This window comes from Nocardia sp. alder85J (assembly GCF_020176955.2).
GTDB lineage: Bacteria > Actinomycetota > Actinomycetes > Mycobacteriales > Mycobacteriaceae > Nocardia.
Genome location: NZ_JAIUCZ020000003.1, coordinates 810,546 through 826,003, shown reverse-complemented (window position 1 = coordinate 826,003; position 15,458 = coordinate 810,546). Strand labels below are relative to the sequence as shown.

Here is a 15,458-nt window from a genome sequence, read left to right as displayed (position 1 = left end):
ATGGCGCGCGCGTTGATCACCGGTGGGACGGTGTTGCTGGCCGGCGCGAAAATGCTGCGCTGGTCCCGCACCCCGGCGAAAGCCGCGGCGCCTGCCACGGGTGATTACGTGGCGGCTGCTCCGGTGGAGCTCCGGCCGGCGGTGCTGTGTTTCTGCAACCGGGCGCAGGAACAGCACATGTGGCTGGCACTGGGACTCGGGTCGGCCGAGCACGGGTTCCCGCACGTCACCGACGTCGTCTACACCACCCACGGTCTCGACGCGGAGGTGCAGTTGCGCGGTGGGCAGAACCTCAAGACCTGGACCGACGCAGGCACCCTGGATGCGTTGGCCCAGTACATCGGGGTTCCGGAAGTGACTGCGGTGCAAGCGTTTCCGGGATTCGTCCGTCTCCAGGTGAGGACGTTCGATGTCCTCGCTGCCCCGGCACCGTTGCCGGCGGCGGCCCCCGACGTGGTGGACCTGGAGGCGGTCCCGATCGGTATCCGCGAGGACGGTGGCCTGTGGCGGTTGCGGCTGCTGTACGGGCACACCCTCGTCGCGGGTGCGATGGGCTCGGGGAAGGGCTCGGTGATCTGGTCGATCCTCGCCGGGATCGGTCCCGCGATCAAGACGGGGTTGGTGGACGTGTGGATGGCGGACCCGAAAGGCGGTGCGGAGTTCGGCCGCGGTGAGGACAAGCTGTTCGTTCGGTTCACCACCGACTCCACCACCATCCTCGCGATGCTCGCCGAAGCGGTGGACACGATGCGGAACCGGCTGGCGAGTATGCGTGCCGCCGGCACCCGCAAGCACGTCCCGACCGCCGATGAGCCGTTGATCCTGATCATCATCGATGAGGCAGCGTCGCTGTCGTCGTACGCCACCCGTGAGGAGCAGCAGGAGTTCCGGCGCCTGACCGGCCTGCTGTTGTCGCAGGGCCGTGCGGCGGCGGTATCGGTGGTGGCGGCGTTGCAGGACCCGTCCAAGGAGACGATGCCCAACCGGCAGTTGTTCCCGATCCGTGTCGGCCTGCGGCTGGACGAACCGACTCAGACGGCCATGGTGCACGGGCAGGGCGCCCGGGATCGCGGTGCACGGTGCGACCGGATCTCGGAGAACACCCCGGGTGTCGCGTTCGTCGGAGAGGACGGTACCGCGGAGTTCGTGCGGGTCCGGGCGTTCTGGGTCGACGACGCCACCGCGGACGCGATCGTCGCCACGTATTCCCCGGCTCCGGTGATCACCGGCCCGTCCGAGGACTACTCCGGGTTCGATCCGGACGACCTCGGCGACGACGAGATCCCCGGTGATGGTGCGGCGGTGGCGGCGTGAGGCACTACGACGACTTCGATTCGGTGCTGGATGACCGGATCTGGCTGCGGGAGTTCGCCGACCGCCGGGGCCTGTGCGGTGTGCAGTCCCCCGACGACGGGGAGGTGCTCGCGTGACCGCGAAGAGCAATCAGTCGCCGAACCCGGCTGCCCGGCAGGTGAATCCGATCGTGAAGGCTGCGGCCGAGCAGGTGCAGCGGTCGAAGAATCGGCCGGCGAAACCGAAGCCGCGGGAGCTGCCGCGGTGGTCGTGCCGCGATCAGCTATCGCTGTTCGATCCCTCGGAGGCAACCGAATGACCACCATTCCGACCCGGAAGTCGTTGCGTATCAATTCGATTCGTGAGGACGGGGAGTTGCCACAGCGGTCGTGGCCGTCGCTGGGCGAGTTCGTGACCGGTTACCTGTCGGTGGTGTACGCCAGGCAGGCTACCGACACGATCGACACGGTGTGGTGCCGGCAGTGGTGGCAGCACCCGGAAGCGCTGGAGCGGCTGACCCTGCTGTGGCGGACCCGCGAACAGGCCACCACCGCGGCGCGGGTGAGTAGCTGGTGGCTCGGTGATTGCGAACCGCACATGTCGGCCCTGCTGAGCGTGTCCGGCCCGTTCAAGTACTGCGCCACCGGCCACAAGACCCTGTTGCGGCCGTTGCCCACCGACCTGGATGCCGCCCACGACGCCGGCCTGTTCACCCCCGCTCACCCGCCCGTAGTGGCGTGAGAAAAACCCGACAGAGACAAGGAGATTCGTGATGGCACCGGATTGGGACGACCGGGACGACGAAGAGGACCGGGGCAGCGATTGGGAGGGGATCGGCAGTGAGGCCGAAGAGCGGCACGCGGTGGTGCGGTTCGAGGGCGACAAGGTGAAGATCGCTGTGCGTGACGCGGCTATCGAAACCGTGGTCACGATGTCGGCTGCGGAAGCCCGTGAGCTGAGCCGTCTCCTCAGTCTTGCGGCCGATCGCGCTCAACGCGACCAGGAACGGTGGCATCGCCGCCGGATGCAGCTGGAGCGTGACCGTGAACGCGCCCTCGAACGCGGTATCTGGTGACCCGCCTGGCATCGACTGAAACCGAACGCAGACAAGGAGATTCGTGATGCAGGAACCGGACTACGACGAGTACGGCAACGACCCGGAGGAGTGGGGCGACGACTGGGACGGTGTCAGCGATGACGACAACGAGCGTCACGCGCTGGTGCTGGTGCAGGGCGAGCAGGTGAAACTTGGCGTCCGCGACCGCGACGGCGAAACCGTCATCACCTTGACCGCGGGCGAAGCGCAGCACATGACCGCGATCCTCGGCGTCGCCACCGAGTACGCCAAACGCGACGAGGAACGCAACTACCGCCAGCAGCGCCGGGCCGAACGCGACCGGGAACGGGACCGCGGGATGGAACGCGACCGATGACCGGACTCCCCGAATGACCGAGCGGCAGAGAGGATGTGGCGTGAACGGCGACACTGCCGTCGACCCGAACGGCTCCACCAGCAACACCGGTGGGGCCGTTTCGGCCGACTCCGCAGACACCCCGGCCCGGCAGACCGCGGCGGACCGGCGGGCGATGCCGAACCTCGTCGACATCGCGCAGGCGGCGGCCGAACAGTACGGGGTGTGCCGGCGACCGGTCCCGATGCGCGCGTTCAAACCCGACACCGGTGAATCGAAATATGTTGCGGCGGCGTGCAAGACGACCCGGGCGTCGGATTGTCCGTGCTGCGCGAAGAAAGCCAAAGCGCTGCGGGTGACCCAATGCCACGAGGGCTGGCACATGACCACCGAACCCGTCTCCACCCGCCGGGCACCCACCGGCCACCAGAAAGACCTGTTGACCGCCCGTGCGGACCTGCTCGCCGAATACCGGGCCGCTCGCGATGCGGACGACGAGCAGACGGCCCAGGGCTTCCGGGAGGTGATCGCGGATCTGGACCGGGAACTCCGGGAATCGGGCTTGCAGGGCCGGATCCCCGGTATCGACGCGGTCTCGAAGCCGCGCCGAGTGAAGTCGACGCGGCGCCGGCAGGATGTCCCGAACCTGCCACGCAAGAAGATCGCGAAAACCACGGTGGGCCGGACGTTCGCGGGCAAGCATCAGCCGTCGATGTTCCTCACGGTCACCCTGGACTCGTACGGGCCGTGCCACCGTGACGGCGCGACCAACAAGCAAGGAGAGGTGTGCGGCGACGGCTCCCCGGTCGACCCGGATACCTACGACTACCGCCGCGCGGCCCGCGATGCGATCTTCTTCCCCCAGTTGTTCGACCGGACCATGCAGAATTGGCGGCGTGCCGCGGGCAGGGATGTGCAGTACTTCGCGACCGTGGAACCGCAACGCCGCGGTGCCCCGCACGCGCATATCGCGATCCGCGGTACCGACCCGCACGAGCTGATCGCGCAGATTCTGGCGGGGACCTATCAGTCGGTGTGGTGGCCGCACTTCGACCTCGAGGTCTACACCGACGACCGCATGCCGGTCTGGGACTACCAGGCGCACGCATTTGTCGACCCGGACTCCGGATACGTCCTCACATCCTTCGATGACGCGCGCGCGATCATGGACCAGGTCGACGACGTGGAGCCAGCGCACGTGATCCGGTGGGGTGTCCAGGCCAAGACTGTCGACATCGCCGCCGGCGGCCTGGATCTGGACGCGGACGGTGAACACGGTCCGGTCCGGCCGAACAAAGCCCGAGGCGTCCTCGGCGGAAGCAAGGACGCGAATCGGTTGATCGGCTACCTGACCAAGTACCTCACGAAGTCGATCGGTGAGGTCCTGGACGCGCCGAACGAACGGACCCGCCGGCACTACGACCGGTTGCACGCCGAGCTGCAGCGCACCCCGTGCTCCCCGACCTGCGCGGTCTGGCTGCGGTACGGCATCTCCCCACGGAACGCGACCGCGAAGACCCAACCGGGCCGCTGCAAGGGCAAGGCGCACCGGCGGGACACCCTCGGGTTGCGGGGGCGTCGGGTGCTGGTGTCGCGGCGGTGGAGCAACAAGACCCTGCCGGATCACAAGGCGGACCGGATCGAATTCGTTCGGCAAGTCCTCGGCGCGGTCGGCGCCGCGAAACAGGCCCAGTCACAGGGCTGGATCGTGCGGTTGACCGAAGCGTCGGACCCGGACGTGCCGCGGCGCGAGCAACTCATCTTCTCGGCCATCGCGCAGCGGACGGTGTGGCAGAACGAGTACAACACCGCGCTCGGGCTGGTGGGACCACCTGTAGTGCAACAGGTTTCGGATATGCCGGTTGCGGCATAGGAAGGAGAAGTGGGGATGATCGGGACACGGGAAATGGCGGCGTACAGCGTGGAGGAGGTGGCCGAGCTGCTCGGCCTGTCCCGCGGGAATGCCTACCGCGCGGTGCGTGCTGGCGAGATTCCGGCGAAGCGGGTCGGTCGGCGGTGGCTGGTGCCGCGGAAAGTCTTCCATGCCTGGCTGGATAACTGCGATCTCCCGGAAGCGGTGTAGCGCAATGGGTTTCGTGGACAAAACGGCGGGCGGGAAGTTCAAGGCGTATTGGCGTGAACCGTCCGGGTCGCAGCGGTCGAAGACCTTCGGTACGGAGCGGGAGGCGAAGGCGTTCCTCGCGCAGGTGGAGGTGTCGCGGTCGAACGGCACCTACGTGTCCCCGCACGCGGGCCGGACCCGCTTCGGTGATCATGCGGGGGAGTGGATGGCCGTGTGGAACATCGAGCGCACCACGAGGGCTCGTGATGAGTCGATCATGAGGACTCACGTGCTGCCGCAGTGGAAGGACTGGCAGCTGGGCAAGATCGACAATCTGTCGGTGCAGAAGTGGATCACGGATCTCTCGGCAAGGCGGTCCCGGGCGACGGTCGCCGAGTGCAAGCGGTTGATGTCCGGCGTGATGCGCTCGGCAGTGAAGAACCGGCTCATCGGTGTCGATCCGACCGTGGGCGTTCGGATTCCGAAGCGGCGGGTGCGTGACACCGACGACCAGGTGATCTCTCGGCAAGAGGTGCGGGAGTTGCTTGTGCCGGCGGTGCGGCCGGAGCGGTATCGGGTGCTCGTGGCGACGGCGGCGTTCACGGGGATGCGCTGGGGTGAGGCGGTCGGCCTACGGCGTGACGCGGTGGACTTGGACAACGGCATGGTGTGGGTTGTGCGCACTATCACCGAGGTGGCCGGTCACACCGAGTTCAAGCCGTACCCGAAGTCCGGTGCCGGGCGGCGATCGATCCCGCTTCCGGGCTGGCTGGCCGATGAGCTGGGGGAGTACCTGGCGGCCCATCCGGTAGGGGAGCGTGATCCGATCTTCGGCAACGAGGTGGGTCGGCCACTGAGTCGGACCTCGTTCCGATCGCGGGTGTGGCGCCCGGCGCTGGTGCGGGCGGGGCTGCTTGGTGAGGTGGAGGAAGTTTCCGGCAAGTTCGAGGCGGTGTGGATGGATGTGGACGGGGACGTGCACTCGCAGGTCTTCGCTCGCTACGAACAGGCGGTGGTGCACGTGGCCCGCTCCGAGCACGGCGGGCTCCGCTTCCACGACCTGCGGCACTCCTACGGCACTTGGCTGGCCGACGACGGAATTCCGCCGCATCGGCTGGCGAAAATCCTCGGGCACGAGGAGGTGACGACCACGATGCAGCTCTACGTTCGCCGCACCGATGATCACGACGGAATCCGGGGACTGCTCGGCGACGGCGCGGATCGGCCGGCGGGCTGATGCTGCCTTCTCGCTGCCTGCATGTCTCGTCTCGGCGTCGGCCCGGCCTTCAACGAGTAGGACCCCCTCACCAGACAAGCTGGTCAGGGGGGTCCTGTCGTGTCTCCACACACGAGTCGGGGTGACAGGATTTGAACCTGCGACCTCTTCGTCCCGAACGAAGCGCGCTACCAAGCTGCGCCACACCCCGTGAAGTGAACCTGCGCTAGCTTATAACAAGGTCGTGCTATCTGCTAAATCGCCTGGTCATCTGCCCTGGAGGGGTCAGTGGCCCTGGAGAGGGCGGATGCTGGCCAAGATCTTTTTGGCGGTGTCCTTGTCGATGGATTTCGGGACGCCGGTGTCGGCGGCGACGGTCATCACGAAGCTGCCGTTCTCGTTGGGGAAGGCGAAGGTGTAGACGGCGAAGGTGGAGGCGCAGCCGGGGGCGGGGGCGGGGGCCGAGCCGGTGATCTCCACGAACGAGCCGTGGAGTTGCCCGTCCAGGGAGGTGAGCGATTCGGCGGCGCCGGCGGTGGAGCCGGTGGCGGTGGACCAGCCGATCTTGGCCATGCGGGTGCCGACGTCGGCGGCGGCCCGGGCCGGGTCGGATTGTGACGACACGGTCAGGAATGCGTTGGTGCGCACGTAGTTCGGGCAGTAGTCCTTGCCCTCCTGGGTGAGACCGGCGATCTCCATGCTGTCCGGGGGGTCGCCCCAGATCGCGGTGCCGACGGCGTCGACCACCCAATCCTTGGGGACGTCGTAGGCGGCGCCGCGGGCGGGGACCGAGACGACCTGGTAGCCGGGGATGACCGCCGCCGCAGCCGGGCCGGGGGCCGATCCGGTGGCCGGGCCGGGCTGGGCGCTGCCGCCGGGAGCGGGGGTGTCACTGGTCAGTGCGCTGATCATCGTCGGGGAACTGGATCCCGCGGCGGTGCCGGAGTGCTGGCCGGTGGCGATCACCGCGACGGTGATGCCCGCGGCGACCACCGCGATCACGGCCGCGATGCCGACGTACAGCCGGGTGCGGCCGCCGGCGGGCGGCTGGTGGCCGGGCCAGGCCGGATGCTGTCCGGTCGAATACGGTTGCGGCGCAGCGGGATTCGGGTAGGCACCGAGGTGCCAGGGTTGTTCCGGGTGGGGTGTGCCGGTGACCGGCGGGTAGGCGCCGGTGTTCGGGCGGTAGCCGAAATCCGGTGGCGGCGTGGGGTGTTGCGGGAGACCGGGGGTGCGGAAGTCCAGTTGCCGGGTGGCGTCCGCGGGCTGGGCGGGCCATACGGGTGGATAGGAGCCGGTGTGCGGGCCGCCGGGAAGTGGGTACGGTGCGCCGGGTTGCCCGCCCGGAGTCGAATCCGGTTGGGGGAGATGGTGAGTGGGGACGGCCGGTTGCCGGGTCTCCGGGGCGGCGGGGGCCGCCGGAGGGAGATCCGGTGTCCGGTGCGGCATTTCGGTGGCCGGTGCGCCGGGTGGTTCCGAGCGGGGGAACATCTCGGTCGCCGACGCGTCGGCGGATGACGCTGCGGGACCGGCGGTGTCCGGCCGCTCGCGAACGATCCGCTTGGTCGGTGCTTCCTCCGCCGGGTCCGGTCTCGGGCCGCTCCCGTCGCCGGGTTGCGGTTGGATCCCACTGCTCAACTGAACCCCTGCCTCATGTCGGCACGCCCCTAGCGCGCGACCGCCTCCGATTCCGAAACACCACGGCCGCTGTCCGAGGCCGGTCGGTCGGGCGCGGCCGCGACCAGGGTGAGCAGCGTCGCCTCCGGGCGGCAGCAGAACCGGTACGGCGCCCAGGGCGAGGTGCCCAGGCCCGCGGACACGTGCAGCCGGGTGTGCGAGCCCCATCGGGACGGTCCCTTCACCCGGGAGCGGTCGATGCCGCAATTGGTGACCAGCGCGCCGAAACCGGGCACGCACAGCTGGCCGCCGTGCGTGTGCCCGGCCAGCACCAGGTCGTAGCCGTCGCCGGCGAAGCGGTCCAGCACCCGCGGCTCGGGCGAATGGGTCAGGCCGATGCTGAGGTCCGCCAGCGGATTCGGGGTGCCCGCGACGGTGTCGTAGCGGTCGCGCTGGAGGTGCGGATCGTCGACGCCGGCGGTCGCGATCTTGATTCCGGCGACCTCCAGGTCGCGCCGGACGTGGGTGAGATCCAGCCAGCCGCGCTCGGCGAAGGCCGCGCGCAGGTCCTGCCAGGGCAGCGGAGCGCCGTAGACCCGCTTGTGATCCTTGTCGAAGTACTTGAAGGGGTTCTTCGGCACGGGCGCGAAATAGTCGTTGCTGCCGAAGCAGAACAGGCCCGGCCGCGAGAGCAGGCCCGACAGTGACTGCACCACCGCCGGCACCGCTCGCGGGTGGGCCAGATTGTCGCCGGTGTTGACCACCAGGTCGGGCTCCAGCCGGCCCAACTCGCGCACCCACGCCTGCTTGAGCCGCTGGCCGGGCGTCATGTGCAGATCACTCACGTGTAGCACGCGCAGGCTCGACGACCCCGGTTTCAACACCGGTAGCGTGGCCTCGCGCAGCGTGAAGGCGTTGCGCTCGATCAGCGAGGCGTAGCCGACTCCGGCTGCTGCCGCGCCGACGGCGCCCAGAGCGACCCGTTGGAGTGCGGGGGACGAGAATACCGGCATTCGATCAGGATAGGCGACCGGTGTGACGGACGCCCGGTGTGATTCGGCACAGGGACACGGACCGGGCAAATCAGGTGAGATCCCGGTCGTGCCCCGATAGCGTGTGGCGCATGTCGGAACTGAAGTCGAAGCTGCGTGCCGATCTCACCGCGGCGATGAAGAGCAAGGACGCGCTGCGCCTCGGCACCGTGCGCATGTTGCTGGCCGCGGTGCAGAACGCCGAGGTCGCCGGTCCGCAGGCCCGGGAACTCACGGACTCCGACGTGATCGCCGTGCTCGCCAAGGAGGCGAAGAAGCGCAACGAGGCGGCCGTGGTCTACGAACAGGCCGGTCGTGGTGAGCTGGCCGCCAACGAGCGCGCCGAAGAGGCGATCATCGACGAGTACCTGCCCACTCCGCTCACCGACGCCGAGGTCGCCGACATCGCCGACACCGCGATCGCGGACGTCGCCGAGGAACTCGGCGCCCGGCCCACGATGAAGCAGATGGGCCAGGTCATGAAGGTCGCCACCCGGCTGGCCGCGGGTCGCGCCGACGGCTCCCGGGTGTCCGCGGCGGTGAAATCGCGACTGTGACCCCTCCGGTGGGCCCCCGCCCACCGGGACACCGGATCTCACGACGAGGGCCTCGCACCGGACGGTGCGAGGCCCTCGGTCGCTAGCGGGGCAGCGGGATCGGGATGGGGATCGGTGGCAGCCGCGGCGGCGCCGGTAGCGGTGCGGGCGCCGGCGGCGGCGGTGGGGCGAGCTGGGTGCCGTCGCTGACGTTGAGCGTGACCATCGAGCCCGGGATCGCGGATCCGTTGGGCGAGGTGCCGATTGCCACGCCCTTGGGCTGCGAGCCCGGCTGCGGCACCACCGACACCCGGAAGCCCGCGGCGACCAGCGCCGCGTTCGCCTCCGCCTGGGACATGCCGGCGACCTCGGGGATCTGCGCGTTGTTGGCGCCGCGCACGTACTTCTCGTCGGTCGGCGGGAACGCGGTCGGCGGGAAGTGGTCGAGCACCGGCTTGATCCCGCCGAACCAGCTGCGCGCCGGTTCGTTACCGCCGTACAGGTTGCCGTCGCCACAGCTGCGCAGCGGGTACGAGCAGATCTCGCCGGGGGTGGGTGAGTCGCCGTAGATGTAGGCGGCGCCGGCCATCGAGCTGGTGAAGCCCAGGAAGGCCGAGGAGCGGTGCGTTTCGGTGGTACCCGTCTTCGCGGACACCGGCACGCTCCAGCCGACGGACCGCGCCGACCCGGCCGCGGTACCGCCGACGGCGTCCTGACCCAGCGCGTTGGCCAGCGTCTCCGCCAGGCCCGGCTCGATCACCTGCTCACAGGGCTGCTGGGTCAACGGCACCTGTTTGCCGTTGCGGTCCAGCACCTCCCGGATCGGGGTGGGCGGGCACCACTTGCCCGACGACGCGATCGTGGCGGCCACATTGGACAACTCCAGCGGGTTGATCGCCACCGGGCCCAGCGTGAACGAGCCCAGGTTCTGCTGCTTGATCATGTCGGCGAGGCTCTGGTTGCCGTGGCCGGAGGTGCCCGGATCGGCGTACGAGCGCATGCCCAGCCGCAACGCCATATCCACGGCCGGGGTGACGCCCACGTCCTGGATCAGCTTGACGAACGCGGTGTTCGGCGACTGGGCCAGCGCCTCGGTCACCGTCATCGGCGACCGGTAGTTGCCGGCGTTCTTGACGCAGTAGGTCTCGGGCGGGCAGCCGGCGGCGCCGCCGTTACCCATGCCCTTGGCCGCGAAGAACGGCGGCACGTCGAGTTCGGAGGCGATGCCGAGGCCCTTCTCCATCGCCGCGGCGGTGGTGAAGATCTTGAAGATCGACCCGGCGCCGTCGCCGACCATCGAATACGGCTGTGGCTGCACGGTTTGATGGGCCCCGCCGTCGAGGCCGTACTCGCGGCTGGACACCATCGCCAGCAGCGCGTGCGAATCCTGGCCGGGCGCGATGATGCTCATCACCTCGGCGATGTCGTCGAGATCGGGTTTGGTCACCGAGTCGACCGACGCCTTGATCGAGTTCTGCACCGCCGGGTCCAGGGTGGTGCGGATCAGGTAACCGCCCTTGTCGAGCTGGTCCGCGCTGATCCCGGCGTTGGCCAGGTACTGCATCGCGTAGTCGCAGAAGAAGCCGCGGTCGCCGGCGGCGATACAGCCGCGCGGCAGCGCCTTCGGCTCCGGCAGCACGCTCAGCGGCTCGGCCTTGTCCTTGCGGAATTCGTCGGCGCGGCTGGGGATGTTCTGGATCAGCGTGTCCAGCACGGTGTTCCGGCGCTCCAGCACGCCCGCGGTGTTGGTGTACGGGTTGAGCTTGGAGGAGCTCTGCACCATGCCCGCGAGCATCGCGGCCTGCGGCATGGTCAGATCCTTGGCGTCGACGCCGAAGTAGGTCTGCGCGGCGTCCTGGATCCCGTAGGAACCGTTGCCGAACGGCACCAGATTCAGATACCGGGTGAGGATCTCGTCCTTGCTGAGCTGCTTCTCCAGGTTCAGCGCCATCCGGATCTCGCGCAGCTTGCGGGCGGGGGTGGTCTCCACCGCCGCGCGGCGCTCGGCGTCGGTCTTGGCCACCACCAGCAGCTGGAAGTTCTTCACGTACTGCTGGTCGATGGTCGAACCACCCTGCTGCACACCGCCGGAGGAGGTGTTGGTCAGGAAGGCGCGGAAGGTGCCCTGCCAGTCGACGCCGCCGTGTTCGGCGAAGCGACGGTCCTCGATGGACACGATCGCCAGCTTCATGTCGTTGGCGATCTTGTCACTGGGCACCTCGAAGCGGCGTTGCTCGTAGAGCCAGGCGATGGGGGCGCCGCTGGCGTCGACCATGGTCGACACCGCGGGCACCGTGCCCTCCACCAGTTCCGCGGAAACGTTGTCGACGGTGTCGGCGGCTCGGTTGGACACATAGCCGAAGCCACCGGCGAGTGGGAAGAGCAGCCCGGCGACGATTACGGCCGCGAGCACACACGCTCCGGCCAGTCTCGCGAGCGATCGTGAGGTCGGCACGGGTGCAAGCCTAATTCCCCGGCGGATTGTCCGTGGTATGCGTCCATACGTCCGGCCTCGTGCCTGGTCACGGCGCGTCGGTCCGGGCGTGTCGGTCATACAAATCCGACCGATCGGTTCTTTATCGCAATTGCAGGGACGTTCGTACCAGAAAAGCGGGAGACGGTCTTGCGCAAGCTCATACCTTTACCTAGATTGAGAACCCAGTGTGATAGAGCTAACACTCAAAGTGGAATGTGGTGCAGTTCGCAGCGGGGTTGGGTTGCTGTGTGCTGCACGCGATTCCGGAGCGCCGTTGACCGGTGTTCGGACTGCAAAGGGGCACACCAAATGCACATGACTACCCCCATCGCTCGATTGGACGTGGAGCAGGCCGAAGCAAGGATCGCCTGGGTGTCCCAGGCGCGATGCAAAGAAGTGGACCCCGACCAGCTGTTCGTGCGCGGTGCGGCGCAGCGCAAGGCAGCCACCATCTGCCGGCACTGCCCGGTGCTGATGGAGTGCGGTGCCGATGCCCTCGACAACCGCGTGGAGTTCGGGGTGTGGGGTGGCATGACCGAACGGCAGCGTCGCGCACTGCTCAAACAGCATCCGGAGGTCACGTCCTGGGCCGACTTCTTCCGGGTCCAGCGTACGCAGAAGGTAGCCATGTAACTGTTTCGCATCCGACGGTCCGGGCCCGAATCGGGCTCGGACCGTGTCTTTTTGCGCGCTTCGCCCCGGGCGTGTCGCGGCCCGGCGCTCAGTCGGCCGATCGCGAGCCGGTCAGCTGATCGCCGACGGCCCGCAGCGCCTCCAGGTCCGAGACCTCGAAGGGCAGCGCGGTCACCGCGACGATCGGCACCCGGGGGTGGGCGCCGGTGAAGCGCAGCAGCAGATGCTGTTCCCGCTTCGCGGTCAGGGCCCGGTGGGCGTGGATGCGCAGCACGTCGGCGGTGAGCGCGGCGGCATCGGTCCCGGTGCTGTCCTCGGGGGCGAGTCGATCGGCGGCCGCCAGCGCCTGGGCCGGCGACAGCGAGCACAACACCGGATGGGTGCGGTTGAGCACCAGGCCCGCCGGCGGCAGGCGATCCGTGGAGAGCCGGTCGACGAAGAACGACGCCTCGCGCAGCGCATCCGGTTCCGCGGCGGCGACCACCAGGAAGTGGGTGCCCGGCTGCGACAGCATCGCGTAGGTGCGCTCGGCGCGGTCCTGGAAGCCGCCGAACAGCGTCTCCAGCGATTGCAGGAACACTGAGGCGTCCTTGAGCATCTGGCCGCCGACGATCGTCGAGACACCGCGCACCGCCAGGCTCATCGCGCCGGTGACGATCTTACCGACACCGCGGCCCGGCGCCATGATCACCCGGATCATCCGGCCGTTGAGGAAGGTGCCCAGCCGTTTCGGCGCGTCCAGGAAGTCCAGGGCGTTGCGCGAGGGCGGGGTGTCGACCACGACCAGGTCCCACTCCCGCCGCCCGACCAGGTGGCCCAGTTTCTCCATCGCCATGTACTCCTGCGTCCCGCCGAAGGACGAGGCGACCGCTTGATAGAACGGATTGGCGAAGATCTGCTCGGCCTTCTCGGGGCTGGCGTGCTCCAGCACCATCTCGTCGAAGGTGCGGCGCATGTTCAGCATCATCGCGTGCAGTTCGCCCGGCACCTCCGGGCCCAGCGGCACCCGCTGCGGGCTGTTGTCCAGATCGTCGACCCCCAGCGACTGCGCCAGCCGGCGGGCCGGGTCGATGGTCAGCACCACCACCTTGCGGCCGGATTCCGCGGCCCGCAACGCGATCGCGGCGGCTGTGGTGGTCTTGCCGACACCGCCGGAGCCGCAGCACACCACCACGCGGGCGTCCGGGTCGGCGATGATGCCCGCGATGTCCAGGGCGGGCGCGGTACTCGGCGCGGTCATCAGCGCACCCCCTGTGCCGTCAGCTGCTCGGCCAGCTCGTACAGCCCGCCCAGGTCCATGCCGCCCGGCAGCGAGGTCAGGTACATCCGGCTGCCCGCCACCGGAGCCAGTTCGGTCGCGCTGTCGTCCTGGGCCCGCAGGCTCGCGGAATGCTCCACGGTCTCCCGCAGCAGGCCCTGCAAGTCGTTGTCGGACAGGGTGATGCCCTGGGCTGCGAGTTCGGTGCGAACCGCGTCGGCGTCGATGTCGCCGGCGGCGGCGCGGGCGCGCAGTTCGATCGGCAGATAGCTGGTGGTGGCACGGTTCACGATCACCGTGCCGATCCGGAAGTCCGCCTCGGTCAGTTCGGCCACCGCATCGGCGGTCTCCTGCACCGGCAGCGCCTCCAGCAGGGTGACGAGGTGGACGACGGTCTGATCCGAATGCAGCAGGGTGGACACGCCTTCGGCCTGCGCCGCGATCGGCCCGCCCTTGGCCACCTCGGCCATCACCTTGGTGACGTCCAGGAATCCGGCGATCCGCCCGGTCGGCGGGGCGTCCACCACGATCTCGTCGTAGACCGGCCGGGTGGCGGCGTCCTTACCGCTGCCGGTCTTGGTCGTGCGCACGACGCACTCCTTGATCTTGCCGGTGAGGATGACGTCCCGCAGGCCCGGCGCGATCGTGGTGACGAATTCGATGGCGCCCATCCGCCGCATCGCGCGCCCCGCGAAGCCGAGGTTGTAGAACATGTCCAGGTACTCCAGGAACGCATGTTCGATGTCGAGGGCGAGCGCCATCACCTCCCCGCCGCCGTCGGCGGTCGCGATCTTGGTCTCGGTCGGCGGCAGCGGTGGCAGGTCGAACAGCTGCGCGATCGACTGCCGGCCCTCCACCTCCACCAGCAGCACCCGCCGTCCACCGGCGGCCAGCGCCAGCGCCAGCGCCGCGGAGACCGTCGACTTCCCGGTTCCGCCCTTGCCGGAGACGTAGTGCAGCCGCGCCTTGTCGGCTCGTTCCGGCCACCCTCGTTCCTGCCCCGCCTCCACCGAAACGGGCACCGTCGTCGGTACTCCCACGTTCGCGAGCCTATAACTGGTTCAAATCGCCCGGACACGGGATAGCGCCAGTGTCTGGTAGACCACAACCGCGGCCGTGCCGGCCGGTGTGATCCCGGGGTGATCGGCTCGGCGGTGACCGGCCGCCGGTTCGATCGTGATCCGGGTGAGCCCAGGGGTTCTCGGCGCGCTCGGGCACCGATACGCTCTGCGGCATGAGTGATGCGACCGTGTGGGAATATGCGACCGTGCCGCTGCTGACGCATGCGACGAAGCAGATCCTGGACCAGTGGGGAGCCGACGGCTGGGAATTGGTCACGGTGCTCCCCGGCCCGACCGGCGAGCAGCATGTCGCCTACCTGAAGCGAGCGAAGAACTGATGGCCACGGTGTCCGTCACCGGCTGGCGCGCGAACCTGGACCGGCTCGGCGTGGAGCTGCCGCCGGTGGTGGCCCCCGTGGCCACCTACATTCCCGCCGTCCGGACCGGTTCGCTGGTCTACACCTCCGGGCAGTTGCCGTTCGTGAACGGCGTGCTGCCGGTGACCGGCAAGGTCGGCGCCGAGGTGAGCGTCGAACAGGCCACCGAGGCGGCCCGGCTGTGCGCGCTCAACGCGCTCGCCGCCGTGCACGACCTGGTCGGGCTCGACGAGGTGGTGCGGGTGGTCAAGGTCGTCGGCTTCGTCGCCTCTGCCCCCGGATTCGGCGATCAGCCGGTGGTGATCAACGGCGCCTCCGAATTCCTGGGCGAGGTGTTCGGCGAGGCCGGTCGGCACGCCCGGTCCGCGGTCGGGGTCGCGGAACTGCCGCGGGACACCCCGGTCGAGGTGGAGATCATCGTCGAGGTGCGGTAACTCGCGATCGGCCGGACGGCCCGGGTGGGGATACTGGAAGTCGTTGGAGCCC

17 protein-coding genes and 1 tRNA gene are annotated in these 15,458 nt (G+C 68.9%); 12 read left to right on the top strand and 6 right to left on the bottom strand.

The features are described 5' to 3' along the window. The 8 genes from LBW94_RS14970 (at window position 1) to LBW94_RS14935 (ending at window position 6,004) form a co-directional block, all read left to right on the top strand. Complete coding sequence (locus LBW94_RS14970) at window positions 1–1,314, top strand: FtsK/SpoIIIE domain-containing protein (RefSeq protein WP_225061593.1); 1,314 nt, start codon at window positions 1–3, stop codon at window positions 1,312–1,314. Between the two features lie 112 nt (window positions 1,315–1,426). Beyond that, window positions 1,427–1,612 (top strand): hypothetical protein, encoded by a 186-nt coding sequence (locus tag LBW94_RS14965; protein ID WP_225061594.1) that lies wholly within the window; start codon window positions 1,427–1,429, stop codon window positions 1,610–1,612. After that, window positions 1,609–2,034 (top strand): DUF4913 domain-containing protein, encoded by a 426-nt coding sequence (locus LBW94_RS14960; RefSeq protein WP_225061595.1) that lies wholly within the window; start codon window positions 1,609–1,611, stop codon window positions 2,032–2,034. Before LBW94_RS14965 ends, LBW94_RS14960 begins: the two co-directional genes overlap by 4 nt. 31 nt (window positions 2,035–2,065) lie before the next feature. Continuing rightward, window positions 2,066–2,368 (top strand): hypothetical protein, encoded by a 303-nt coding sequence (locus LBW94_RS14955; protein WP_225061596.1) that lies wholly within the window; start codon window positions 2,066–2,068, stop codon window positions 2,366–2,368. A gap of 46 nt (window positions 2,369–2,414) precedes the next feature. Next, the gene (locus LBW94_RS14950; protein WP_225061597.1) at window positions 2,415–2,726 is read left to right on the top strand and encodes a hypothetical protein; all 312 of its coding nucleotides are present in this window, start codon (window positions 2,415–2,417) and stop codon (window positions 2,724–2,726) included. A gap of 154 nt (window positions 2,727–2,880) precedes the next feature. After that, on the top strand, window positions 2,881–4,578 hold the full coding sequence (locus LBW94_RS14945) for a helitron helicase-like domain-containing protein (RefSeq protein WP_225061630.1): 1,698 nt from the start codon (window positions 2,881–2,883) through the stop codon (window positions 4,576–4,578). A 15-nt stretch (window positions 4,579–4,593) separates the two neighbouring features. Continuing rightward, entirely contained in the window at window positions 4,594–4,788 is a 195-nt protein-coding gene (locus LBW94_RS14940) for a helix-turn-helix domain-containing protein (protein WP_225061598.1), read from the top strand. Between the two features lie 4 nt (window positions 4,789–4,792). Then, the gene (locus tag LBW94_RS14935; RefSeq protein ID WP_225061599.1) at window positions 4,793–6,004 is read left to right on the top strand and encodes a tyrosine-type recombinase/integrase; all 1,212 of its coding nucleotides are present in this window, start codon (window positions 4,793–4,795) and stop codon (window positions 6,002–6,004) included. A gap of 116 nt (window positions 6,005–6,120) precedes the next feature. Here LBW94_RS14935 and LBW94_RS14930 read toward each other — a convergent pair. From LBW94_RS14930 to LBW94_RS14920, 3 genes are all read right to left on the bottom strand, one after another. After that, window positions 6,121–6,194: transfer RNA gene (locus LBW94_RS14930), tRNA-Pro, on the bottom strand. A gap of 74 nt (window positions 6,195–6,268) precedes the next feature. After that, window positions 6,269–7,621 (bottom strand): hypothetical protein, encoded by a 1,353-nt coding sequence (locus tag LBW94_RS14925; RefSeq protein ID WP_266271081.1) that lies wholly within the window; start codon window positions 7,619–7,621, stop codon window positions 6,269–6,271. Between the two features lie 29 nt (window positions 7,622–7,650). Next, window positions 7,651–8,613 carry a metallophosphoesterase gene (locus LBW94_RS14920; protein WP_225061600.1) on the bottom strand — a complete coding sequence of 321 codons (963 nt, stop codon included), beginning with the start codon at window positions 8,611–8,613 and terminating at the stop codon, window positions 7,651–7,653. A gap of 110 nt (window positions 8,614–8,723) precedes the next feature. Between LBW94_RS14920 and LBW94_RS14915 the strand changes: the two genes are divergently transcribed. Continuing rightward, window positions 8,724–9,188 (top strand): GatB/YqeY domain-containing protein, encoded by a 465-nt coding sequence (locus LBW94_RS14915; protein ID WP_225061601.1) that lies wholly within the window; start codon window positions 8,724–8,726, stop codon window positions 9,186–9,188. Between the two features lie 82 nt (window positions 9,189–9,270). On the opposite strand, the gene LBW94_RS14910 is transcribed toward LBW94_RS14915, so the two are convergent. Beyond that, window positions 9,271–11,622: a transglycosylase domain-containing protein gene (locus tag LBW94_RS14910; protein ID WP_225061602.1), complete on the bottom strand. Its 2,352-nt coding sequence runs from the start codon at window positions 11,620–11,622 to the stop codon at window positions 9,271–9,273. A gap of 330 nt (window positions 11,623–11,952) precedes the next feature. On the opposite strand from LBW94_RS14910, the gene LBW94_RS14905 reads away from it, so the two are divergent. Next, window positions 11,953–12,276 (top strand): WhiB family transcriptional regulator, encoded by a 324-nt coding sequence (locus LBW94_RS14905; protein WP_067569470.1) that lies wholly within the window; start codon window positions 11,953–11,955, stop codon window positions 12,274–12,276. A gap of 88 nt (window positions 12,277–12,364) precedes the next feature. Here the strand turns inward: LBW94_RS14905 and LBW94_RS14900 are convergent, their stop codons facing one another. Then, window positions 12,365–13,516, bottom strand: coding sequence for an ArsA family ATPase (locus LBW94_RS14900; RefSeq protein ID WP_225061604.1), 1,152 nt, complete (start codon window positions 13,514–13,516; stop codon window positions 12,365–12,367). Beyond that, window positions 13,516–14,574: an ArsA-related P-loop ATPase gene (locus LBW94_RS14895; protein WP_416276888.1), complete on the bottom strand. Its 1,059-nt coding sequence runs from the start codon at window positions 14,572–14,574 to the stop codon at window positions 13,516–13,518. The genes LBW94_RS14900 and LBW94_RS14895 overlap by 1 nt, the downstream gene beginning before the upstream one ends. Before the next feature lie 194 nt (window positions 14,575–14,768). On the opposite strand from LBW94_RS14895, the gene LBW94_RS14890 reads away from it, so the two are divergent. Both LBW94_RS14890 and LBW94_RS14885 read left to right on the top strand, forming a co-directional pair. After that, complete coding sequence (locus LBW94_RS14890) at window positions 14,769–14,933, top strand: DUF4177 domain-containing protein (RefSeq protein WP_153349195.1); 165 nt, start codon at window positions 14,769–14,771, stop codon at window positions 14,931–14,933. Beyond that, the gene (locus tag LBW94_RS14885) at window positions 14,933–15,406 is read left to right on the top strand and encodes a RidA family protein (protein ID WP_225061605.1); all 474 of its coding nucleotides are present in this window, start codon (window positions 14,933–14,935) and stop codon (window positions 15,404–15,406) included. Before LBW94_RS14890 ends, LBW94_RS14885 begins: the two co-directional genes overlap by 1 nt. Window positions 15,407–15,458 lie beyond the last annotated feature (52 nt).

What these genes read in the sequence shown, in the direction of transcription:
- LBW94_RS14970 (WP_225061593.1), top strand. Translation starts at nt 1, where the DNA reads ATGGCGCGCGCGTTGATCACCGGTGGGACGGTGTTGCTGGCCGGCGCG.
- LBW94_RS14960 (WP_225061595.1), top strand. Translation starts at nt 1,609, where the DNA reads ATGACCACCATTCCGACCCGGAAGTCGTTGCGTATCAATTCGATTCGT.
- LBW94_RS14955 (WP_225061596.1), top strand. Translation starts at nt 2,066, where the DNA reads ATGGCACCGGATTGGGACGACCGGGACGACGAAGAGGACCGGGGCAGC.
- LBW94_RS14950 (WP_225061597.1), top strand. Translation starts at nt 2,415, where the DNA reads ATGCAGGAACCGGACTACGACGAGTACGGCAACGACCCGGAGGAGTGG.
- LBW94_RS14945 (WP_225061630.1), top strand. Translation starts at nt 2,881, where the DNA reads ATGCCGAACCTCGTCGACATCGCGCAGGCGGCGGCCGAACAGTACGGG.
- LBW94_RS14940 (WP_225061598.1), top strand. Translation starts at nt 4,594, where the DNA reads ATGATCGGGACACGGGAAATGGCGGCGTACAGCGTGGAGGAGGTGGCC.
- LBW94_RS14935 (WP_225061599.1), top strand. Translation starts at nt 4,793, where the DNA reads ATGGGTTTCGTGGACAAAACGGCGGGCGGGAAGTTCAAGGCGTATTGG.
- LBW94_RS14920 (WP_225061600.1), bottom strand. Translation starts at nt 8,613, where the DNA reads ATGCCGGTATTCTCGTCCCCCGCACTCCAACGGGTCGCTCTGGGCGCC.
- LBW94_RS14915 (WP_225061601.1), top strand. Translation starts at nt 8,724, where the DNA reads ATGTCGGAACTGAAGTCGAAGCTGCGTGCCGATCTCACCGCGGCGATG.
- LBW94_RS14905 (WP_067569470.1), top strand. Translation starts at nt 11,953, where the DNA reads ATGCACATGACTACCCCCATCGCTCGATTGGACGTGGAGCAGGCCGAA.
- LBW94_RS14900 (WP_225061604.1), bottom strand. Translation starts at nt 13,516, where the DNA reads ATGACCGCGCCGAGTACCGCGCCCGCCCTGGACATCGCGGGCATCATC.
- LBW94_RS14890 (WP_153349195.1), top strand. Translation starts at nt 14,769, where the DNA reads ATGAGTGATGCGACCGTGTGGGAATATGCGACCGTGCCGCTGCTGACG.
- LBW94_RS14885 (WP_225061605.1), top strand. Translation starts at nt 14,933, where the DNA reads ATGGCCACGGTGTCCGTCACCGGCTGGCGCGCGAACCTGGACCGGCTC.